Raw genomic sequence first — 23,347 nt, forward strand, 5'->3', positions numbered from 1 at the left:
AGGGGGCAAGCCCTGAATAGACTTGTACTATATCCTGCACATGTGACATGAACCTATTTTATATATAAGGGGGTTGGAGCCGATGAGCCAACTTGATGGAACAGTAGCCGCAAGTATCATGGGAATAGGAACGGCATTGCCTAGTCACCGCATTGACCAAAAGGATGTGTCTGCCCGGCTCGCACAAGCGCTGGAACATGAGCCGGATTCCAGACGATGGGCTAAGCGAATATTCAACCAGTGCGGTGTCGAGACACGTTATACATGTGAACCGAACCTGCTGGAGCCTGTAGAGTCTTGTCGTTATCTGCCCTTTACCCAGGCGGAGAACGTTCCGACTACAGCCGAACGTATGACTAAATATAAGGCGGCTGCCGTTCCTCTTGGTATCAAGGCAGCACGTCAGGCACTTGAGGATGCCGTCGTTTCAACTTCGGAGATTACACATCTCATTACCGTCAGTTGTACCGGACAGTTTCTGCCCGGGCTCGATGTTCGGCTGATTCAGCAGCTTGAACTATCGCCGCGTGTAAACCGGATTCCGCTTGTATTCCAGGGATGTGCCGCCGGTCTGAAAGCTATACAGTTGGCGAATTCGATTGTGACGAGTGAAAAAGACGCAACGGTTCTTATCGTATGTGTGGAGCTGTGCACCCTTCATTTTCAGCCCTCTGCCAAGCGGGATGACCTGTTCGCAGCGTCCTTCTTTGGGGATGGGGCTTCGGCCTGTGTTGTCGGCCTGCCCGGAACAGGGCGCAAGGAACTGTTCCGACTGGGGGAAGGACAATCCGTTTTACTGCCAGACTGTTCGGAAGAGATGATCTGGGAAGTGGGCAATACCGGCTTCGATCTGTATCTCTCGCCACAGATTCCGAAGCTGCTCGGCTTGCATCTTGGTCCAGAAGTGGAACAATTGCTGAACGGCAGTGATCTACCTGAAATCTGGGCGATTCACCCCGGAGGCAGAGGCATTGTGGATGCGGTGCAGAAGCTTTACCAGCTCTCGGATGAACAGGTCGAATACAGCCGAAGCATTCTACGGGATTATGGAAATCTATCCTCCGTGACCATTCTATTTGTTTTACAAGCTATCCGAGAGGATTATAGCAAAAGGGAAGAGGCTTCCAGCGGAATTGCGCTTGCTTTTGGACCGGGAATCACAGCGGAATTGCTTCCTTTTACTTATGTTCCTGCATCCGTTGAAGAAAGAGAGCCCGTGAATCAAGGCGTGATCTGAAAAGAAACTGAATTACCAATCTGATATCAGAGGAGCTTGGGTATGGGTTATCGCAGCCTTGCTGTCCTCATTAGCCGATATCCGCGATTCATCATTCTCTGCTGGGTGTTTGTCATCGGGATGTCAGCCGTCTGGGCGTGGAGATTGCCCGGTAATGTTCAGGATCATGGATTGAACTTCAACCAGGGAGATGCTCATGCTGTAGAGCTTGTGCTTGAGAAAGAGTTCCATGTTCCTGCTGATCCGGTTATTCTTCTTTTTGAAAAAAAGACAGGCACTACCCTTGCCGAATTCCGAGGCTGGATTCAAGATCGACTGCAACAGGTTCGCACACTTTCAGGTGTAACGTCCATAATCTCTCCCCTTGAAGTACCTGGAAGCCAGATGCTGCGGGGGGATGTAGCCTATGCCTTGCTAGGGTTTGATGTACCCTCTCACAAGATGGGTCCACCCCTGGAACAGCTGCAATCCATGCTAACAACAGACGATTTGGGAATGATCCGAATAACAGGGAAATCCGTTGTACAGCAGGATGTAAACCGTCTCAGTTTCCGCGATTTGGAACGGGCAGAGGTTGTGGGTCTGCCGCTTGCTCTCGTTATTTTGTGTTTTGCGTTCAGAGGTCTTTATGCGGCTCTCCTTGCTGTCATTATGGGGGTATCCGGTGTTATAACGGCAATGGGGGTTACTTCCCTCCTGGGTTACCATCTGGCGCTCTCCAACTTTGTGATCAACGTGATTCCAATGGTGGGAATGGCCCTCAGCATCGACTTTGCCCTGATTATTCTCAGCAGATATAGGGAGGAACTTCAGCAAGGTCAGAATAGTGGTGAAGCGGGTGCAGGGGAAGAGAAAGTTCTGCAGAGAACGCTGCGTACAGCGGGAAGAGCGGTATTCTTTTCTGCGGCATGTGTGCTGCTGGGACTACTCGGTCTGCTATGGATTAGACTGCCGATGTTCCTGAGTGTATCCCTGGGAGCCATTATTGTGCTCGTTATATCGGTCCTGCTGAATATAACACTACTGCCAGCGATTCTATCCCTTAATTCAGCAGTGCACATCTTTAGACAAAGGTTCGGGTATTCCATTTCTTCAAAGCAGGTTAAGCACCAACAAACGTTGCAGTCACGTTCAATCTGGGCAGTCTGGTCAGGCATGATTATGAAACGCCCAGTTCGCATGGCGCTGCTTGGAACGGGTGCACTGCTTCTTTTTGTTTTACCGGTTACCCGGCTGGAGCTGGCTATTCCAGATGCGTCATCCCTGCCTGCCAGGATGGAGTCACGTCAGACGACGGAGCAGTTACAGCGCATTTTTGGACAAAAGAACGTCTCTGCTGTCGAGATTGTGATTGGTGGAACGGCAGAGACGTTGAGTGCTTCCCACTGGCGGGTTGCGTTGAATAAAATGCAAGAGCTTCAGCAGGATTCGAATGTGATGAGTATTGAATCCGCATGGGGAATCATGCTGCCGGACAAGTTTTCCTCCCAAACCCAATTAAGCATGAACATTCTATCGTCATCTCTGCTTGAAGCGCTGAACGAAACCCAATCTCAGCAGCCTTCATGGCTGCGTTTATATGTGTCTGACCATTCCATTCGTATGGTAGCTACCATACACGGAGCACCCGGCTCAGATGAGGCTGCTTCCTGGCTCGATCAGATGAGGGACAAGGACGCCGCTAACCCCATTTCCTCAATACCGCTGCGTTATGGGGGAGAGGCAGTCAAGCAGTATGAAATCATGCAAGAAGTTTCAGGCCAACTACCCAAAGTGCTGGTGTTTGTTATAGTAACGAATTATCTCGTATTGCTCGCAGCATTCCGGTCATTACTCATTCCCATCAAAGCCATTCTGATGAACCTGCTCAGCCTGGCTGCTTCATTCGGCGTCCTCGTACTGGTCTTCAATCAGGGACATTTGGGTATGGAACAGTCCGCCATTGCGATCATGATTCCCGTGTTCATTGCCGGGCTCGTATTTGGTATCTCAATGGACTATGGCGTATTCATGCTGTCCCGGATCCAGGAGGTATACAGACGAACAGGCGATAGTGATCTGGCTGTACAGCAAGGACTCGCTTCAACCGGACGTCTGATTACATCGGCGGCGGCGATTCTGCTGGCAGTGACCGTGCCGTTTGCCTTTGCTGACGTGGCGGGTATAAAACAGCTGGGAATCGGAATTACGGCGGCGGTATTCATTGATGTTACCCTTATCCGCTTGGTACTGGTACCTGCGCTTATGAAACTGATGGGCAGATGGAACTGGTGGCTACCTGGGTTCAGGGAATAAAAGGCCAGATCAAGAAGGATGTTCTCGGAGCCTGAAGTTCAGGTATGCGAGGATATCTTTTTTTCATCAAAATAGTGTGAATTCAAGCCCAAAACAGGCAATAATGTTCAATTCACGGGCTGTACGGTGATTTATAATAGACTGGACAAGCCCAACGGAGAGGACAGAAATAACCTGAAGAAGTGGAGCTATAATATATATTATTTGAATGGACAGGAGGGATGAACGGCATGTCGGATATTGAATCCTATTTGCAAAAACAAACAAGCCCGCGCGGACGTTCCGCTTATCAGGCGGGTCAAGCCCTTGACCCATGGCGCAGTCAATTGCGCACACGGATTAAAGAGCGGCTGGGCGGTTTCCCAACCGTGGCTGCGGAGCTGAATCCCGTACTGCTGGAAAGCACGGCATGTGACGGCTATATCCGGGAGCGGGTTGAGATTACAACCTATGCGGGGTTGCGCATGCCCATCTACATGTTGATACCGAATGTGGTAAGCGCTACCAAAGAGCCGCGTCCAGCTATTATAGCTTGTCATGGACACGGGTATGGCAGCCGGGAGATCTCCGGCATGGAACCCGACGGTTCACCGCGTAGAGGAGAGCCCGGCCTGCATAAAGACTTCGCCGTCGCTCTTGTACAGCGTGGATATGTGGTTGCTGCGCCTGAATTGCTTGGGTTTGGTGACCGAAGGCTGGAGGAGGATCGGGATGCACCCCCAGGGGCAAGCTCCTGTACCAAAATTGCGGCTCATCTGCTCATGACAGGGCAGACCCTGGCCGGACATCGAATCTATGAGACGATGCGTGTGCTCGATTACATAACCACCCGTCCTGAAGCTGCCTCAGCGCGTATCGGCAGTATGGGCATCTCGGGTGGTGGACTCGTGACGTCATTCACTGCTGCGTTGGATGAACGGTGTCGTGCGGCTGTTGTGAGCGGTTACGCCAATACATTTCAGGGCAGCATACTGGACAGAAATCATTGCCTCGATAATTATATCCCAGGAATTTTGAGGGAAGCAGAGCTGCCGGATATCATCGGTCTGATCGCACCCAGGCCGCTATTTATTGAAGCCGGAAGTGAAGATCAGGTATTTCCGCTGCCAACAGCAAAAGAAGCTTATGCCCGATTGACCAAAATCTATGAGCAGGCGGGCGCACAGAAATGGCTGGATGCGGATTTTTTTAGAGGTGGACATGAAATTAGCGGAGCGAAAGCCTATGATTGGCTTGATTACGTTCTATAAGGAAACTATACAAATAGAATTCTGAGAGGAGTGTTTAGTCATGAAATGGTCAAAATCCGTGCGGTATTTGCTCTGTCTTACCCTGTTTGCTAGTCTGATTGGGGGGATTCTGGCAGCTAATGGCGGACAGGTCGCCGAAGCTGCAGCGAATGAGTACAAATTTGATTTTGGTGCCGGTGCAGTTGAGAACGGTTACACAGGTGTATCGGCAACGGATGCCTACACTTCAGCGAAAGGCTATGGATTCAATACACCTGCCAATATGCGAAATGTAACTGCCTCTGGAACGGGCGCTGCAAGCGATGCCGTACAGTTTGTTACCTTTGGCACGAAGAGTACGAATACGTTTAATGTGGATATGTCCAATGGCCTTTACGAGGTCAAAGTGATTCTGGGCAATACAGCCAGGTCGAGTGTGGCGGCAGAAGGTGTATATCAGATCATCAATATGACGGGTAACGGGGCGACCGATCAATTTCAAATTCCGGTGACGGATGGACAGTTAAATCTGTTGGTAACAGAAGGTAAGGAAGGCACGGCATTTACACTCAGTGCACTTGAAATCCGGAAAATATCGAATCAGACGGTGACGAACCGTACGATCTATATTGGAGGCGATTCGACGGTCTGCAATTACTATCCGCTTAACAGCAGTGTGCAGGGTGGCTGGGGACAGCTATTCCCTTCCTACGTGAATACGAGTACATTTCAAGTTCGGAATATGGCCTCAAGCGGTCAATTTGCAAGAGGTTTCCGCGATGATGGACAGATGGAAGCGATTCTGAAGTATATTAAGCCAGGAGATTACTTTATTTTGCAATTAGGGATTAATGATACGAATGCCAAGAATAATACAACGGAAGCGGAGTTCAAGGAGATCATGCGTGATATGGTTCGTCAGGCCAAAAATAAAGGAGCCACCGTTATTTTATCAACGCCTCAGGGTCGGGCAACTGATTTCAATTCAGCCAATGTGCATACTGCGGAGAATCGCTGGTACAATGCATCTACACGTGCACTGGCTCAGGAAGAGGGTGTGGCACTTGTAGATCTGAACAAACTCAGTTCGGCCTATTTCACTTCCATTGGACCGGCTGCAACACTGGCCTTGTACATGACAGGAGACACGCTGCATCCGAATCGGGATGGTGCTGCCCAGCTTGCACGAATCGTTGCTGCTGATCTGAGAAGACAGGGACTTGATGGATTCTGATTCGGTAAACTATAGTTTACTTCTGCTCCACGAATATGGATTGGACTAAGCTGAGTCTCATACAATCCAAATACCCCCGGGACGGCCACATCATGTGTGGCATGTCCCGGGGGTATTTGATTATGGACCAAGCGACTATTCCATCATGTCCTTGGCTTCATGGTTGACCTTTTTCCCCTTCAAGAGCGGTTCAAGTTCATCCTGCACACTCTGTTCCCATAGAGGGACATCCGTTCGATAGGCAGCCCGTCCGTTCAGATGTCCGGCTACCGGTGCCGTGATAAAGACAAACATAATGCCAAGCAATACCCGGGCACTAATATAGTTGTCGAAATACCAGAAGAAAAGAAACGTTCCGCTCAGTACACAAAGTACGCCGAGTGTAGTGCTTTTGGTGGCGGCATGCGCCCGTAGATATACATCTGGCAGTCGGATCAGTCCGAACGCGCTAAATGCACTTAGTAGGGCGCCCAGCAGGACAATAAGCCCAATGACAATTCCGGCGGTTCCATCAACGATCTCCTTCATTTTTGAACACCGCCCCTCGTTCAATGTATCGTGCAAATGCAACTGTGCTTAGAAAAGCGAGAATGCCAATTAACAGAATAATATCCAGATAAGCTTGGGTATGAAGCATCATGGATAGTACCGCAACGATGGCAATGACATTAATACCGATGGTATCCAGTGCCGTAATCCGGTCGGCCATGGAAGGTCCGCGCAGCACCCGGTACAGACAACCCAGGATTGCCAGGGACAGAATAAGCAAGGATATGAACAATAGTGAGGATAACATTAACGTGTCACCTCCATAATGGCTTTTTCGAACGTATTTTTGATATCATCACTCATTTTCTGTTGATCTTTGATATCCAGCGCGTGAATATATAATTTACGTTGATTGCCCGAAATTTCAAGTGGAAGGGTACCTGGCGTTAGTGAAATGAGCAAGCACAGGAGTGTAACTTCCCAATCGGAGGACAGCTGAGTCTGATAGGTAAATATACCTGGCCGAATATCAAGCTTCGGCTTCACAATCTGGCGAATAACTTCAATGCTGGCCCGTACCAGCTCCTTGAACAGCAAGGCAATCAGCTTGATGATTGCCCAGAGACGAACGATGTAGAAGCGCTGCGGAAAGAACCGCCGCATGCTCCCAATCAACAGCAGACCCAGCAGATAACCCGTGAGAAAGCCAACGCCATTCCACGCATTATTCAGAAACATCCATACAAAAGCAATGATCAGATTCAACACAATCTGAAAGGCCATACGCATCTACTCCTTCAATACTGCATCAATATAAATATTGGGATGCAGCAGAATGTCGCCTGCGCGGGAGGTCAGCTGGAACATGCCCTCAGCCCCCACACCCATCGCGATGATGAACACAAACAGAATTCCGGCAGGGATGAGCAGGCCGTTCACGGCATAAGGTCTTCTCACTGCGCCTGCTGGCGGTTCACCCCAGAACGCCTGTATGAAGATGCGCAGTACCGAATATAACATCAGCAGACTGGAAAGGACGGCAATGCCTGTCAGACCGTACAAGCCAGCCTGAAATCCGCCTTCGAACAGTAGCAATTTCCCAGGAAATCCACTGAAAGGCGGAATACCTGCCAAGGCAAGTGCACTGATGAAGAACATCCAGCCAAGCAATGGATAGCGATGGATCAGACCGCCCATATTGTCGAGCTTGGAGGTTCCTGCGACCGCGATCAGAGCACCCCCGAGCAGGAAGAGCAGTGTTTTGATCAGCATGTCATGCAGCATGTAGAAGAGCAGACCTTCCAGTGACGGACGACTCGCTGCCGCCATGCCGAAGGCCACAAATCCCACACCTGCGATAACATTGTAGATCAGAATCTTATTGACGTCACGATAGGACATAGCCCCGATTACCCCGAGTACCATGGTCGCTCCCGCCATCCAGCCGATAAGTGCATGGAAGAAATCCGGATCATGATAGAAAATGAGTGTGAATGTTCGCACAATAGCGTACAAGCCAACTTTGGTCAGCAATCCGGCGAATAGGGCGGTGACAACTGCCGGAGGGGCTGCATAAGAGCCGGATAGCCAGAAGAACAGGAACAAGCCAGCCTTAATACTGAATACGATCAGGAAGAGGACGGCAATCAGCGTGATGACTCCACTCTGTCCGACCTCGGCGATCCGATTGGACAAGTCGGCCATGTTTAGTGTGCCGGTAACCGAGTAGAGAAAGCCAATAGAAGCTACAAATAACGCAGAAGAGACAATGTTAATCAATACATACTTGATTGTTTCCCGTAATTGTCTCTCCGTACCTCCCAATACAATCAGTGCATATGAAGAGATGAGCATTAGTTCAAAGCATACAAACAGGTTAAACAGGTCTCCCGTTAGGAATGAACCGTTCACGCCTGCTATCAGGAAATGAAAGAACGGGTAAAAATGATGTTCTTCCCGTTCCTTATTCACGCTGCGAAAGGCATAGAGCAGACATGCGAACCCAATAATTGAAGCGGCAACGACGAGCAAGGCCGATACCATATCTGCAACAAGTACGATACCGTAGGGTGGTTCCCAGCCTCCCATATTCAGTGTTTGTATCCCGGACTGTGCCACTTGGGTAATGAGCACAGTTGAAGCGGCTGCCGTCATCAGTAAGCCAATGACACTTACAACCCGCTGGATATTTGTCCGTCGGAAGAACAGAAGGGCAATAACCCCGGTAATCAGTGGCAGCAGAATGGGCAGAACAACGAGATTATTCATAAGGACGCCCCCTTACTTCTTCCATATCGTCTGTCTTTAGCTTCAAATAGGAGCGATAGGAGAGCACAAAGAAAAAGGCGGTTAGTCCGAAATTAATGACGATGGATGTTAAAATCAGAGCCTGGGGGAGTGGATCGACGTACCGTTCAGCCTGCTCCCCGAGCAGTGGTGGTGCACCTGTTTTGAGACGTGACATCGTAATTAGCAGCAGATGCACCCCATGGGTTAGTATGGACATACCGAGCACGATACGGAGCAGGCTCCGCGATAAGATTAAAAAGACGGCGACTGCGAACAGAATGCCAACGGCCACACACATCAATATTTCCATATCAGCGATCCTCCCCGATCTGTAGAATGATATTCATGGTGACTCCCAGGACGGCAAGATACACGCCGAGGTCAAACAGCATCGCGGTTGCTAGTTCCGTTTCTCCCAGTATTGGAAGATCGAAATAACCAAAGGTCTGACTCAGGAAGGGTGCGCCGAACAAAAACGAGCCTGCTCCGGTCAATAACGCAATGCCCAAGCCAATGGCCGTCAAGGTGCGAAAATCGATAGGTAAAGCTTTGCGTACGGTATCCGTACTAAATGCCAGCGCTAGTAACACCAGTGCAGCAGCCGTCACCAGGCCGCCTATGAAGCCCCCACCCGGGTTATGATGTCCGGCGAAGAACAGATGGAGCGCGAAGGTCAGAATGATAAAGACAACAACCTTGGTTGTCGTTTGCAGCAATACATCGTTGCTTTGAAGGGGGACGGTATCCCATGTTGACGAGTTGCGTTCACGGTTGCCATACTTTTTCGTATTGTCTGCTTCGTCACCCGTCTCATTATCGGTTTCTTCAGTTTGTTCTTTCTTGCGGAATTTCAGTCTTGCACCGAGGTCCCTCGCTTCGAGATTGAGATTAATCATGGAATAGATGGACAATGAAGCTACCCCAAGCACCATAATCTCCAGTAAGGTATCGAATCCTCGGAAGTCCACCAGCAGCACATTGACGACATTTTTACCGCCAGCCAGATTGTAGCTCTCCTGAATGAAAAAGTCTGAAATGCTTTCCAGTGACGCAGTTCCGCTCGCTGCCAAGGCCACAAAGGTCATGACGACCCCGACAGCAATCGCAACGATCATATTGACACTAAGATAACGTCGGCTTGATTTGCCCCGTTGCAGCTCAGGCAGATGGTAGAAACAAAGCAGAAATAGTGCAACGGATACCGTCTCTACAATCATCTGAGTCAATGCGAGATCCGGTGCTCGGAACAGCACGAACAGCAAAGTGACGAGGTAACCAACCGCTCCTGTCATAATGACTGCCGATAGTCTGTTCTTGGCAAACGGAATTGAAACCGCAGCGGCAATTAATGCCAGCAGCAGTACTGCCTCATAGAAAGAGAAGGGCGCATTGCCCTTGAAGTTCCAGGTGATATTTTCCCCTGAGCGGAAAAAGGCATAAACCAGCAACGCAACGGTGAACGAGAAAATGTATACCAGATAATTACGAACCGAGCCATTCATATAGGCTTCCGTCCATTTGCGTGCATAATGCTGAAGATTATCGAGCACGACATGGTACATATTGTTTATCGTTAAGCCTTGCGGATAGTGCTCATAAATCGTTCTCCAGCGCGGCAGCAGTTTGTACATCGTTATGCCGAGGGCAATTACACCGATAGTCATAATCAATTCAGGAGTAATGCCATGCCATAGGGAGAAATGAACATCAAAGTGTTCTTTTCCGTTCAGCAGAGATGGAAGTACTGCGGCCATCGCCGGTTCAATCAATGATTCAGCCAGCAGATTCGGGAATAGACCGAATATGATCACAAGTATCCCGAGAATAACCGGAGGAATCAACATGCCAACGGGAGCTTCATGCAGCTTCTCAGCAGGAATCTCGCTGCGAGTTCGTCCAAGGAACGTTTTAAATACAATAATAAGCGCATAGATCAAAGTGAACACACTTGCGAGCCAGGCGAACACAGGCAAGAGTACGCTCCATGAACCGAGTCCAAAGATTCGGAGGTGTGTCACTTCCACCATGGCCTGGAAGAACAGCTCCTTGCTCAGAAATCCGTTGAACGGCGGAATTCCGGCCATGGCGAGTGCTCCGACGAGCGCTACCGTAAAGGTCACTGGCATAAACGAAGCAAGACCGCCGAGTTTCCTTATATCCCGCGTACCTGTTTCATGATCCACAATCCCAACGACCATGAACAGTGCCGCCTTGAAGGTAGCGTGGTTGAACAGATGAAGCAAAGCTGCCGTAATGGCAACCGTGTACATCGCGGAGGATTCGCCATATCCGAAATAGATGGCCGCTGAGCCAACGCCGAGCAGGGACATGATTAGACCAAGCTGTGAAATTGTAGAATAGGCCAGAATCGCTTTGAGATCATTTTTTTTCACGGCGAGGAAAGATCCATAACACAGGGTGAGCAGTCCTACGCCGGTGACAAGCCAGAACCACAACCCCTGTCCACCGAAAATCGGTGTGAACCGGGCGACAACATACAGTCCCGCCTTAACCATCGTAGCCGAATGCAGATAGGCGCTGACGGGAGTTGGAGCTTCCATGGCGTCTGGCAGCCAGATGTGGAACGGGAACTGTGCGGATTTCGTAAACGCCCCGACCAGAATCAGCACAAGAGCTGGCAAGAATAGTGAACTATCCTGTATCTGCCCCCACTCTGTAATGGTTGCCCGGATGCTGAACGTGCCAGTCATGAGATACATCAGCATGAAACCGGCAAGCATGGCGAATCCGCCAAATACGGTAATAAGGAATGATTTTTGTGCACCTGAGGTGGACGCTTCGCGTTTGTAATGAAAGGCGATCAGGAGAAAGGACGTAATACTGGTCAACTCCCAGAATCCGTACAACACAATCATATTATCTGACAGCACCACACCAAGCATGGCTCCCATAAACATCAGCAGGTACAGATAGAAGCGGTTCAAGGCTTCTTTAGTATCCATGTAGAAGATGGAATACAGGACCACCAGAGTTCCTATTCCGGTAATTAACAGTGTCAGCAGCAGACTTAGACCATCCAGATATAGATTGAATCCAATGTCCAGTGAAGGAATCCAGGGGATATACCCGGATACCATATTTCGCTGGGACACGGCGGGTAAGAGACTCGCAAAATAAACAAATAATAGGGCCGGGACAAGTAAAACCAGCCATCCCATATGTATTTTACGGAAGAAACGATGCAGCATGGCAAGTACAACACCAGCGGCAAATGGCAGAATTACAGCAACATGAAGCAGGCTCAACATTACACCCCCAATGACTGAATTTCGAATGTTCTTCGTTGTGACAAACAGTGCTCGCTTGGCTCATACGAGCATGCTTGCTCTCTATATTCATAACCCAAGTATGTATATACAGAATCGTGACTATTCTTTGAATGGAAGAAACACGGTGCGAATATCCATCCAACATTGTAAGGACATGTATAATAAAAAAAGACGTGATTTCCGAAAGCTGCTGCTCAATCAGCTTCAAGATAGCTTTCCCACATTCTCATGGGTTGGATTCATGAATCCGAAAGGAAATGTGCTGGCATCCACAGACGGCATATTGCGCGGGGACAATTTATCGGAACGGCCCGTGTATCAGGAGGGAATTAAAGGTAAGTTTATTGGAGATGTCCAAGATGCAGTCCTTCTGGCGAAGCTGCTTCCCAACCCAACCGGTGAACCGTTGCAATTTGTAGATATCAGCTTTCCATTGAAATACAAGAACGGAGAGATTGCTGGCGTGCTTGCCGCGCATTTAAGCTGGGCCTGGGCGAAGGAAGCAGAGGAAAGTGTCCTGGAACCGTTGAAGCATGAGGAAAAGGACATCGAGATGTTTATCGTCAGTCAAAAGGGAAATACGGTGCTGCTGAAGATATCATACAGAACCTGAATAAGCCTTTTACTATTGAATATGAGCGCATTCATATTGGATGCAGCATTGGAGGCGCCGAATATCCTGCAAACAGTGGCAATCCGAGTGAAATTATTCGCATGGCAGATGAGGCGCTGTATGAATCCAAGCGTGCGGGCAAAAATAGAATGACATTCTATCCTGAATTGAAGAACACACCTAAAGGATAATATAATATAGAGTATAAGGTAACTGATCAGTAAACAGGCAAGGAGCGATGAGATGTCCGGAAAATATACCAATGTACCCTATGGCTATGAACCGCCCCCAGCTACCCGGAAAGGCACCCTGATTTTTTATGATTCATTTGAGCACGTAAGTGATGAACAGCTTGAACGGGCCGCTGCTATTGCGGACACACGTGCTTTTGTGCAACTTGTGCTTTATCCTCTGCATGAGAATACGATGAAGCGAATGAGCAAGGAGGGGGTGCAGCCCTTTTACAAAAGGGAGGACCGCCTTCATGACTGGAGAAGGGAGCATGCATCCTCCCGCGTACGGGTCGAGGGCTGGGAAGGCAAGCGTAAGAAGTATACGCCGATCGAAGCAGCTCTGCGCCATATGGCAGAAGAATACCCCGCTCCTCATTTCCTGTATCTCACGGTGGAGATGGCAAATCAGTTCGCATCCTTTGACTCGTTCAAAGATTGGATTAAGGAAGTACGTCTGATTATTGATGGAGAGCCCGCTAAGCTCCACCCGAAGCTGGAGCAAAATACACATCGCTGGGAATGGGTAGAGTAAACCTAAATGCTTTATAAAGACTAATAAAGAAAAGTTGTGCTGTTACACCGGCGTTCGGTGAGCAGCACAACTTTTTTAATTTTTTTCTTCAACGATTAAAGACGATTCGAGGGATGTTACCGTTTTATTTTTCCCTGTCCGTTTGGCGGTATACAGGCACGCGTCCACTTCTTCAAACAATTTGTCCTTGGACAGGTGGGGGCTGTAGCTTTGGAGTCCGACACTTACCGTAATATAAGCTCCTTCCAGCTCCGGATGAACAAGACGGGCGATTTTCTTACGGATCTGCTCCACTAATGCATATGCCTGCTCAAAAGACTGTTCGAACATCAGCAGTGCGAATTCCTCGCCACCATAACGCGCAGCAATATCGCTTGATGTGACGTTCTCCTGAATGACCAGAGATACTCTCTCCAAAATGACGTCTCCAACCCGATGACCATATGTATCATTAATGGATTTGAAATTGTCAATATCAATCAATGCCAAATAAAGACTCATGCCATTCTTGGCATACTCAAACGCTTTTTCATAGTAGTCCTTAAAGGAGCTTTGATTATACAGATTGGTTAACCCGTCTGTCTTGGACTGCTTGCTCATAATGGCGTTTCGTACAATCAGATCCTGCTTGGCAAGCATACTGGCCTGAAGATCATCCAGTACCTCGACCCCGCTAATAACAATGAGTTGCGCAACATATGTACCTACAATGAGGAAAGCCGGAATGGAAACCATATCAAACGAAGACAAGTACAGCCGATAGGCCGGGTCGAAGAGCACGATGACATAGCCAATCATCTGCATGAGGCATACCGCCCATACTCTTTTTTTGTTGAAGAACAGAACCGAAGCAAAGATTGGCAAAAGACATATGGCCAGTATAATGCGAATATCGTAATTGACATGAATGATGGTCCAGGCAATCACTGTGCTCGCCATGGACATGGAGTAGAAGGAAAACGAACTGAACCGGCGTTCCACCCAACTGGCGACCAGAATGGCTAAAGCGCTGGCTAATGTAGGCCAAACTAAAACATGGATTATGAAATCTTCCGGAGTTCGATCATAATCCAGAAACAGAAAGCAGCCGATTTGAATGACAACATGCGTTAGAACGACGATCCAGTAAGCACGAAGCATTTTTTTAATCCATTTGGAATGCTTGAATTCGTACTCTGTTGGGATATGGCTGTTATGCGTATGGAAACTCTTCAATATATCACCGCTGACTGCATCATAATGATACGACAGACGCCGCTCTCGTATTTTTTAATTATAAAACACATTGCATGAAACGCAAATTATTTAATTTGTTATATGAGAAAAAAGCTTACATAAGTGCAAAGTGCATAAAGTTCTTTTTATGGGACAAACAAAAGTCCGTATTAGGCTCATAGACTGTGTATAAAAGCTCCAATTCATATGATTGCAATTTTGATGAAGGGGAGGTGAGATTCATTCCTCTTGTCGTTCGTTCAACCGTTAATGCTACGGGAGCAATTACATTTACAGGCAATACGCTTGGACTAAGTCGATCGGAAGTAGCGGGGGCTCCTGGAACACAGGACAGTATAGGAGCTTTTACGACAACCAATGCCACCGTCCAGTACGGTACCTATCCTCTGGGAACCACGAGCCTTTATCAGAGCAACAGTTCAGCGGCTATACTCATTCTTCCTGTTGGCAGCACCGTCTTGTATGCAGAGTTGATCTGGGGTGGAAGTTACATCAATGGAACAGTCAATTTAAGTACTGCAATCAACAATCCGGTTACGTTCATTACACCCGCAGGAACTTTCAGTGTTACCCCTGACCCGGCTACTTATAATCAATTCGATCTGGGGAACGGCGCTTCCGGCTATGTTCGTTCAGCCAATGTTACTTCGCTTGTACAAAATGGGGGAGCCGGTACATATACCACCGGAGCAGTTGTAGGAACAATTGTCATTACTAATGATGCTACAGCCAATCATGCGGGCTGGACGCTCGGCGTCATTTACCAGAACCCCAGCCTGCCTTTTCGCAACATGTCCTTGCGTGCAGGCGGTGTACTCGTCCAATCCACCTCGGCGCCAGTTGTTACCACACTGACTGGATTTGCCACTCCGCTTTCGGGTGCTTTAGGTGGGAGGGCATTGTTCAGTGCGCAGGAGGGGGACGCAAACCGGACCGGTGATCAGGCGCTATTCGGGCCGACCTCGGCAACTTCAGTTGCCTTGTCCGGACCAAACAATCTGGCTGCGAACTTTTTTGCTTCTCAAATCAACGGAGATACCGGAGCACTTAATACAACAGGGACTTTTGGTACACGAAACCAGACGAATGGCGCCCCAGGCACCAATATTATCGGCGGACGTCAAGGCTGGGATATTACCAACGTGGATGTGTCAGCCAGACTGATCAACAATCAGTCTTCTGCGGTATTAACGTTAACGACTTCCGGGGACGCCTATATTGTCAACGCCAATGCGATTCAGGTTGATATCAATGCCCCCAAAATTACAGTGGCGAAGGCATCCGTTGCCTCGGGTGCGGTAGCGGGAGATAGCATTCTCTATACCGTTACCGTCAGCAATGCAGGTACAGCCAGTGCGGCGAGCGTTGTGTTATCCGATTCGATGCCTGCAGGGCTTACCTTTATTCCCGGAAGTGTAACGGTCGCTGGTGTATCTCGGCCAACACTCGATGTGACCATCGGCATTCCGCTTGGTTCATTAAACCTATCCAACAGCATTGTTGTAACCTATCGTGGGCTCATTGGCCAGGATGCAAACATATTGCAGCTGGTGAATTCAGCGAATGCCGCGTTTACCTTTCAAAGTGTGGCAGGAGGGGCAGTGATTACGGGAGTTATTCCATCCAATAACTCTACACTTACTGTTTATTCACCCAATCTGTCCATTTTGAAGTCGGCGAGTACTACCAACGCCACAGTAGGTGACCAGGTTACGTATACGATTCAGGTGAACAACGGGGGAAATGTTGCTGCCAACGTTACATTTACGGATAATATCCCTAGCGGAAGCTCGTATGTGGCAGGCAGCTTCCGACTGAATGGGAATGTGATTGCAGGCGCCAACCCTGCGACTGGTGTCAATTTGGGCAGCCTCGCGGCAGGAAGTACCAATACCGTAACCTTCCAGGTACTCGTAACAAGTCTGCCCACGCCTCCGACCCTCGTGGATCAAGCCACGGCCTCCTATTCCTTCAACTCGCCTGACGGTCGGACTATTAACGGAACAGTAGCGTCGAACACTCTGACCATTCCCGTTACCTTGCCTAATGTAACAACTGTAAAATCGGCATCTGTCACTGATGTTGCAGTTGGTGAGACGTTTACGTATACAATCGTTACGACCAACAGTGGCATCCAAGTGATTAACAATGTGATACTTACGGATTCTCTCCCAACAGGTACTACATTCGTACCCGGCAGTGTGACCGTCAGAGGAACTGTGGTACCCTCGGCCAATCCGAGCAGTGGAGTTTCGCTGGAATCGCTGGCAGCCGGGAGTTCTGCGTCGGTGACGTTTCAGGTTAATGTGCAATCCCTGCCTGCTTCAGGTTCGTTAGTCAACCGAGCCGCAGCGTCGTATAGCTCTGGTTCGTTCACGGGGATATCGAGCTCCAATACCCTCACAACCCCTGTATATCAGGCGGTAATCGGCATTACCAAGTCCGCGAGTCAATCGAATGCGACACTGGGAGATCAGCTGGCATACACACTTGTGGTAACGAACAGCGGGAACATAGCAACTCAAGTGATTGTAACCGATACGATTCCGACAGGTCTGACGTTTGTCCCGGATTCAGTAACGGTAAATGGTAATGCGCGTCCCGGGACCAGCCCATTAACCGGAATAACGCTGGGCAGCCTCCAGCCAGGAGGAACAGCAACGGTTGTGTTCCGAACTACACTCACTACACTCCCATCACCGCCAACGCTCGAGAATCAGGGGAGTGCTAGTTATACGTACCAGCTTCCGAGTGGACGTAATCTCTCGGGAAGCAGTGTATCCAATGTTGTTCGCATACCTGCATCAAGCCCCAATCTATCCATTAGCAAAACAGTAAATACGCCAGACGCCACTGTAGGAGATGTACTTACCTACACGGTGAATGCAACAAATGCAGGGAGCAGTGCAGTACAAAATCTGGTTATATCGGATTTACCAACTGGTTCGGAATTTGTGTCAGGCAGTGTCACAATTAATGGAACTGCTGCAAGAAACGCAAGTCCAATTTCGGGCATTGCTGTCGGTACATTGAATAGCTCGAGCAGCGTAACAGTGACCTATCAAACAAGAGTAACATCCGTCCCGTCAACAGGTTCAGTCAGCAACCGGGCAAGTGCAGCATTTACGTCCGGCAGTTTTAATGGCGTTTCTTCGTCCGTCACGGTGAATACACCCATATTCCAACCCGTAATCCAAGTGGTGAAAACAGCTAGCACATCAAATTTGACAGTAGGGGATTCCTTTAATTACTCCATCCAAGTCAACAATTCAGGCAATATTGCCGCAACGGTTACCATAACCGATCCGATTCCTGCGGGAGCTGTATTTAGTACGAACAGCGTCATTATAAATGGGATACCTACACCGGGCGTTAGCCCGGCAACAGGAATTAATTTGGGATTGATTGCTGCAGGATCAAGCGCAACAGTCACATTTGTTGCAACAGTCACAAGTTTGCCGGATCCAAGGCAGTTGACTAACCAGGCAGTTGCATCATTCGCCTACACTCTTCCAAGTGGGAGAACGGTCTCCGGGTTCTCATCATCGAACACGATTACCATTCCCGTATCCCTGCCCAATGTAACGATTGTAAACAGTGACAATGTGGATTATGGCGTAGTCGGGGATGTCATTCGATACAGATCTGTTATTCGCAACAATGGAACAGTAGCAGTGAATAATGTGGTTTACATCAACCCTCTTTCTTCGAATACCCCATTTGTACCCGGAAGTGTCATTGTGAACGGGACTTCTTTCCCGCTCTCCAATCCGACCGCCGGCATTCCAATCGGTACTTTGGCTCCAGGAGCCGAAGTAACCGTAACTTTTGAGGTGACGATTACTATGCCGATTCCTTCACAGATTAACAATCAGTCGACGGTCAGCTTCACATCCGGTTCATTTTCGGGGTCATCATCTTCCAATACAACACAGACTCCGGTCATTCAACCGCAAATTTCACTCGTCAAAACAGCGAATACAGTGAATGCGACCGTAGGTGATACGGTTGTATACACAGTGTCTGTCAGCAATACAGGCAATCTGGCGGCAAATGTCACAGTGACGGATACCATCCCTGCTGCGACTACATTAGTATCCAACAGCGTTGTGGTTTCAGGAATACCACAGCCGGGAGCGACACCTGGAGCGGGCATACCCGTAGGAAATGTAGCTGCAGGAACGACAGCTGTCGTCACGTTCGCGGTTGTAGTGGATTCACTTCCATCTCCGCAGCAACTTAGCAATTTTGCTACGTCTTCTTTTACATTTACACCTCCTGACGGGCGCACGTTAACAGGAACAGCTACTTCAAATACGCTGACATTTCCAGTCTCATCACCAAACGTAGCCGTAGTTAAAAGTACAGTTTCGACTGCGGCTGCCGTAGGTGATACAGTCACTTACTCCATTCTGGTAACGAACAGCGGAATAGTGCCGGTCAACAATATTCAGTTCTCAGATCCGATCCCTCCTGGAGCCTCCTTTGTTGCAGGCAGTGTCACGGTGAATGGGGTGGTGCAGCCCGGCTCCAATCCGGCAGGGGGGATATCGCTCGGTACGTTAGCTCCGGGAGCGTCCGCTACCGTCACTTTTAGTATCAATGTCAACGCAATCCCGACAAGCGGCCAATTAAGCAATCGATCCACAGTCAGTTTTACCTCGGGGGCTTTCTCCAACACAACGTTCTCCAATACTGTAGTTACACCCGTCTTCCAGCCTATACTCACAGCACAAAAAACGGCCAGTACACAAAACGCTACCGTTGGGGACACCGTTAGTTATACGGTTACCGTGACCAATCAGGGGAACTATGGTGCCCAGATTAACCTGACGGACAATATCCCTGCGGGAACCATTCTTGTTCCGAACAGTGTCATTGTGAATGGTCAGCCATTACCTGCCGCCAATCCCGCAGCAGGCATTCCGGCAGGCACAGTCGCTGCCGGGGCTACAACAACGATTACCTTTTCCGTAGTTATTGATACATTGCCGACCCCGCAACAACTGGTGAATCAGGCTTCGGTCGCTCTTTCCTTTACGCTGCCTGATGGACGCAGCATCACGGGTTCAGTTTTGTCTAATGTACTTACCATTTCAGTGTCGGCTCCAGATGTTGATGTGGTGAAATCGACGACATCTACGGCTGTATCTGTTGGTGATGTCGTAACGTACAGCATTGCAGTAACCAATAACGGAATTGCGACGGTCAGCAATGTGGTCTTCACGGATGCAGTGCCGACAAGTACTGTTCTTACAGCAAACAGCGTGTTTATTGATGGTGTTCTTCGACCAGGTGCTAACCCATCTACCGGAATAACGCTTGGTTCCATCGCACCTGGTGTTACCGTGACCGTTGTTTTCAGTGTGCAGGTTACAGCGCTCCCGGCAAGTGCAGTTCTGAATAACCAGTCCACGGTAAGTTTTACATCAGGTGCGTTTTCGGCAACAACATTTTCCAATACAGTTACAACACCCGTCTATCAGCCGATTCTGTCCGCAGTCAAAACGGGCGACCAGACTATAGCTACGGTAGGGGATACCGTCGTTTACAGCATCGCGATCTCCAATGCAGGAAACTATGGGGCATCAGTCACGTTAACCGATACGATCCCTGCAGGAACAGAGCTCGTGCCGAATAGCGTCATTATTAACGGGGCATCTGCACCGGGTGCCAATCCTGCTTCAGGCATTCCGCTTGGCGTCGTTTCTACAACGACCTTGGTCATGTTCTCGGTCGTTATTGTTACCCTTCCGTTGAGCCAGTCCATTTCGAATCAGGCATCTGCGACATATTCTTATACATTGCCTGACGGAAGAACTCTGGGGGGCAGTATATCGTCCAATACACTCAATATTCAGGTATCTGCGCCGGATGTACGTGTAGTGAAGACGACAGCTGCAGTGGATGCTGTGGTAGGAGATACGATTGTATATGAGATGGTTGTGACCAATAACGGAATTGATCCTGTTAATAACATTGTATTAACTGATCCAATCAGTTCGGCTGTTACCTTTGTTACTGGAAGTGTCCTGGTAGACGGTGTTCCGCGTCTCTCGGCAAACCCTGCACTTGGCATAGCGCTGGGTTCCTTGGCACCTGGAGCATCTGTAGCGGTATCGTATGCGGTTCGGGTCAATACGCTGCCTGCACCGCCGCAAGTGAGCAGTCAGTCATCGGTAAGTTTCACATCAGGTATCTTCTCGGGAGCAGCCTATTCGAATACGGTGGTTACGCCAATTTATCAACCGATTATTGCCGTAACCAAAACAGCAAGTACGTCCAATGCGACAATCGGTGACACCATCGTCTACTCTTTTTCCATCTCGAACAGTGGCAATCTGGCAGCGGATTTGACACTGACGGATAACATTCCGGATGGAGCAGTACTCCTTCCCAATAGCGTCCTGATTGATGGTGTTCCACAGCCAGGTGCGAATCCGGAATCAGGAATTGTGGTTGGCACGATACCTCCAGGAGGTTCCGTTAATGTGACAGTCACCCTTGAAGTTACTGTGGATTCTTTGCCGCAGAATCAGCAGCTGGTCAATCAGGCTGTGGCCAATTATACATTTAGTCCGCCGGATGGCCGTCAGTTGACCGATACGGTATCCTCCAACGTTCTGGTGATTCCTGTCTCTGCACCAAATGTTGTCGTTGTCAAAAGCACAAGTGCAGTTGATGCTGTTGTCGGCGATGTGATCACCTATACGGTTGTGGTAACCAATACTGGCATCGAAGTGGTCAATAACGTGGTCATGGTAGACCCTGTACCAACAGGCACCGTATTTGTACCTGGAAGTGTTACGGTGGATGGCGTGGCAAGGCCTACCGGAAATCCGAATACAGGAATAACGCTCGGATCGATTGCTGCCGGTGCTTCAATTACCATTACATTCCGAGTAGAGGTTGTGGTGATATGAGCCATTCTTCCGGTCCGTTGTCCCACACGCTAAAGAATCAGTCACTGGTTCGATTCAGCTCGGGTGCGACTGAACTGGAACAGGTGGCTTATTCCAATACGGTAGTTACACCATGGATCGGCCCCAGGCTGAAAGTTCACAAGTTTTGCAACGTTGCTGAGGCTGCTCTGGGGCAGACGCTGACCTACCTGATCGAAATTATGAATTCCGGTAATTGTCCTGCCATGGTCCATTTGTTGGATTCGCTTTCATCGGAAACTTCACTTCTTCCCAATAGTGTGCTTCGGGATGGGACTCCGCTACCGGGAGTATCACCGGAGATAGGAGTTCCGGCACAGGAAGTGGCACCCGGAATGACGTTGCGAATTCATTTTCAGGTGATCATCGTCGGTCTCCCGCCGGCCCTGAAGCTGGTGAATCAAGCGAGGGTACATTATGAGTTTTTGACGCCGGAAGGGCGAACAGTTAAGGGAGAAGAGAAATCCAACGTGGTAGAAGTAAACCTGGTCTCGTCAAGTCTGTCGTTGGTTTTGAATGCAGATCGTGTTCAGACCTTTGTCGGGGATATCGTCACTTATAAGCTCTTGGTGAGCAATCCGGGTTTTATCATAGGAAACGATGCAACTGTAATGATCCCATTGCCCAAAGGCATTGAATTTCTACCGGGAAGTGTCATAGTGAATGAGATTTTTGTTCCAGAGACGACGCCTGATTCCGGAATTTGGATTGGTGAGGTATTGCCGGGAAGAACAGTGCCAATTCAATTTCGAGTACAGGTAACAGGAGGCATCGTAGCCGAGACCTTAACAATCCAGGCAGTGTTAGAGTATGTTTCAGGTGAAAATTTGGAGACTGTATACTCAAACGTAGCAACTTTACAAGTCGTTCAGCCCCGAATTTCGATTGCAAAAAGTGTAAATCCGCCCCTTGCTATTCCTGGGGATACCGTTCAGTATCAGATAACAGTACACAATGAAGGTTCATTTGCAGTGGATGCTGTCGTGACGGATTTTCTTCCGTCAGGCATGCGTTATGTCGAAGGAAGTCTCGGGTGGAATGGTGTAAAACGGCCTGGAACAAGTCTAGTCAAAGGCATCAATCTGGGAACGCTGAATGCACGATCTGCGGTTAATATCCAATTTGAAGTGATCCTTACAAAGCAGGAGCAGGATGCACCTGCAATCTTCGAGCTAATGAATCAGGCTCGCCTGATCTATACATTTCGCTTGCCCGATTCCCGTTCTGTGCAACGAATCATTTCCTCTAATTCGACGTTTATTCAGTTGAAGTATCCTATCATCTCGGTCCATGTGGAAGTGAAGCCTGATCTGATTGAAAGGGGAGGAAATGTAACCTTTCATATACATGTGACCAATACAGGGTCCTGGACTGCGAGGGTGCAGCTCGCTGATGTCCTTCCTCCAGGAGCCAAGTGGATTGGGGAAGCAGAAGTACGGGATCGAGCGACCATATCAGAGTATTCTTCACCAAAATATTTACATTTGGGTGAGATGGAACCTGGAGCAGAGAAAAGGGTCACTTACGTTGCACAGATATCCTCAGCCGAACAATTGGGAATCCAGCAGGGGTCCTTAACTGCAATGTATACTTACGAGTGGAACGGTCAAAGGCATTCAGGACAATCCACTTCGAATGTATATACTATTATTGTCGAAGATAGCGACGAATAATGGGAGACAATAGCTTTTACCTGTAAATGTAAGGGTTTTTTCGCTTCATTTTGGAG

The 23,347-nt window shown here is 48.9% G+C and carries 16 protein-coding genes; 9 read left to right on the forward strand and 7 right to left on the reverse strand.

Features of this window, described 5'->3' with window-relative positions; translation table 11 throughout:
• Nucleotides 1-82 precede the first annotated feature (82 nt).
• From QP794_RS11740 to QP794_RS11755, 4 genes are all read left to right on the forward strand, one after another.
• The gene (locus QP794_RS11740) at nucleotides 83-1,237 is read left to right on the forward strand and encodes a type III polyketide synthase (protein ID WP_285076701.1); all 1,155 of its coding nucleotides are present in this window, start codon (nucleotides 83-85) and stop codon (nucleotides 1,235-1,237) included.
• A 42-nt stretch (nucleotides 1,238-1,279) separates the two neighbouring features.
• Nucleotides 1,280-3,532 carry an MMPL family transporter gene (locus QP794_RS11745; RefSeq protein WP_285076703.1) on the forward strand — a complete coding sequence of 751 codons (2,253 nt, stop codon included), beginning with the start codon at nucleotides 1,280-1,282 and terminating at the stop codon, nucleotides 3,530-3,532.
• 230 nt (nucleotides 3,533-3,762) lie between these two features.
• Entirely contained in the window at nucleotides 3,763-4,782 is a 1,020-nt protein-coding gene (locus tag QP794_RS11750) for an alpha/beta hydrolase family protein (protein ID WP_285076705.1), read from the forward strand.
• A 40-nt stretch (nucleotides 4,783-4,822) separates the two neighbouring features.
• Nucleotides 4,823-5,995 carry a rhamnogalacturonan acetylesterase gene (locus tag QP794_RS11755; RefSeq protein WP_285076707.1) on the forward strand — a complete coding sequence of 391 codons (1,173 nt, stop codon included), beginning with the start codon at nucleotides 4,823-4,825 and terminating at the stop codon, nucleotides 5,993-5,995.
• 135 nt (nucleotides 5,996-6,130) lie between these two features.
• Here QP794_RS11755 and mnhG read toward each other — a convergent pair whose 3' ends face one another.
• From mnhG to QP794_RS11785, 6 genes are read right to left on the reverse strand one after another with little or no spacing between them, the layout of a single operon-like run.
• Nucleotides 6,131-6,523 (reverse strand): monovalent cation/H(+) antiporter subunit G, encoded by a 393-nt coding sequence (gene mnhG, locus QP794_RS11760; protein WP_285076709.1) that lies wholly within the window; start codon nucleotides 6,521-6,523, stop codon nucleotides 6,131-6,133.
• On the reverse strand, nucleotides 6,507-6,791 hold the full coding sequence (locus QP794_RS11765) for a Na(+)/H(+) antiporter subunit F1 (RefSeq protein ID WP_053782045.1): 285 nt from the start codon (nucleotides 6,789-6,791) through the stop codon (nucleotides 6,507-6,509). The genes mnhG and QP794_RS11765 overlap by 17 nt, the downstream gene beginning before the upstream one ends.
• On the reverse strand, nucleotides 6,791-7,267 hold the full coding sequence (locus QP794_RS11770; protein ID WP_285076716.1) for a Na+/H+ antiporter subunit E: 477 nt from the start codon (nucleotides 7,265-7,267) through the stop codon (nucleotides 6,791-6,793). The genes QP794_RS11765 and QP794_RS11770 overlap by 1 nt, the downstream gene beginning before the upstream one ends.
• A gap of 6 nt (nucleotides 7,268-7,273) precedes the next feature.
• The gene (locus QP794_RS11775; protein ID WP_285076718.1) at nucleotides 7,274-8,752 is read right to left on the reverse strand and encodes a Na+/H+ antiporter subunit D; all 1,479 of its coding nucleotides are present in this window, start codon (nucleotides 8,750-8,752) and stop codon (nucleotides 7,274-7,276) included.
• Nucleotides 8,745-9,083: a Na(+)/H(+) antiporter subunit C gene (locus QP794_RS11780; protein ID WP_024631879.1), complete on the reverse strand. Its 339-nt coding sequence runs from the start codon at nucleotides 9,081-9,083 to the stop codon at nucleotides 8,745-8,747. The genes QP794_RS11775 and QP794_RS11780 overlap by 8 nt, the downstream gene beginning before the upstream one ends.
• 1 nt (nucleotide 9,084) lies before the next feature.
• Nucleotides 9,085-12,039 (reverse strand): Na+/H+ antiporter subunit A, encoded by a 2,955-nt coding sequence (locus QP794_RS11785; protein ID WP_285077413.1) that lies wholly within the window; start codon nucleotides 12,037-12,039, stop codon nucleotides 9,085-9,087.
• A gap of 178 nt (nucleotides 12,040-12,217) precedes the next feature.
• On the opposite strand from QP794_RS11785, the gene QP794_RS11790 reads away from it, so the two are divergent.
• The 3 genes from QP794_RS11790 to QP794_RS11795 are packed head-to-tail and all read left to right on the forward strand — an operon-like array spanning nucleotide 12,218 to nucleotide 13,441.
• Complete coding sequence (locus QP794_RS11790) at nucleotides 12,218-12,676, forward strand: PDC sensor domain-containing protein (protein ID WP_350338862.1); 459 nt, start codon at nucleotides 12,218-12,220, stop codon at nucleotides 12,674-12,676.
• Nucleotides 12,677-12,705: 29 nt separating this feature from the next.
• Nucleotides 12,706-12,867, forward strand: coding sequence for a GGDEF domain-containing protein (locus QP794_RS33155; protein ID WP_350338868.1), 162 nt, complete (start codon nucleotides 12,706-12,708; stop codon nucleotides 12,865-12,867).
• Between the two features lie 52 nt (nucleotides 12,868-12,919).
• Entirely contained in the window at nucleotides 12,920-13,441 is a 522-nt protein-coding gene (locus QP794_RS11795) for a hypothetical protein (RefSeq protein ID WP_285076722.1), read from the forward strand.
• A 75-nt stretch (nucleotides 13,442-13,516) separates the two neighbouring features.
• On the opposite strand, the gene QP794_RS11800 is transcribed toward QP794_RS11795, so the two are convergent.
• Nucleotides 13,517-14,581, reverse strand: a complete 1,065-nt coding sequence (locus tag QP794_RS11800; protein ID WP_285076724.1) for a GGDEF domain-containing protein — start codon at nucleotides 14,579-14,581, stop codon at nucleotides 13,517-13,519.
• Nucleotides 14,582-14,889: 308 nt separating this feature from the next.
• On the opposite strand from QP794_RS11800, the gene QP794_RS11805 reads away from it, so the two are divergent.
• Both QP794_RS11805 and QP794_RS11810 read left to right on the forward strand, forming a co-directional pair.
• Nucleotides 14,890-21,600: a DUF7507 domain-containing protein gene (locus QP794_RS11805; protein WP_285076726.1), complete on the forward strand. Its 6,711-nt coding sequence runs from the start codon at nucleotides 14,890-14,892 to the stop codon at nucleotides 21,598-21,600.
• Nucleotides 21,597-23,291 carry a hypothetical protein gene (locus tag QP794_RS11810; protein ID WP_285076728.1) on the forward strand — a complete coding sequence of 565 codons (1,695 nt, stop codon included), beginning with the start codon at nucleotides 21,597-21,599 and terminating at the stop codon, nucleotides 23,289-23,291. Before QP794_RS11805 ends, QP794_RS11810 begins: the two co-directional genes overlap by 4 nt.
• The last annotated feature ends 56 nt before the right edge of the window (nucleotides 23,292-23,347 follow it).

The organism is Paenibacillus sp. UMB7766-LJ446 (genome assembly GCF_030226665.1).
GTDB classification, from domain to species: domain Bacteria; phylum Bacillota; class Bacilli; order Paenibacillales; family Paenibacillaceae; genus Paenibacillus; species Paenibacillus vandeheii.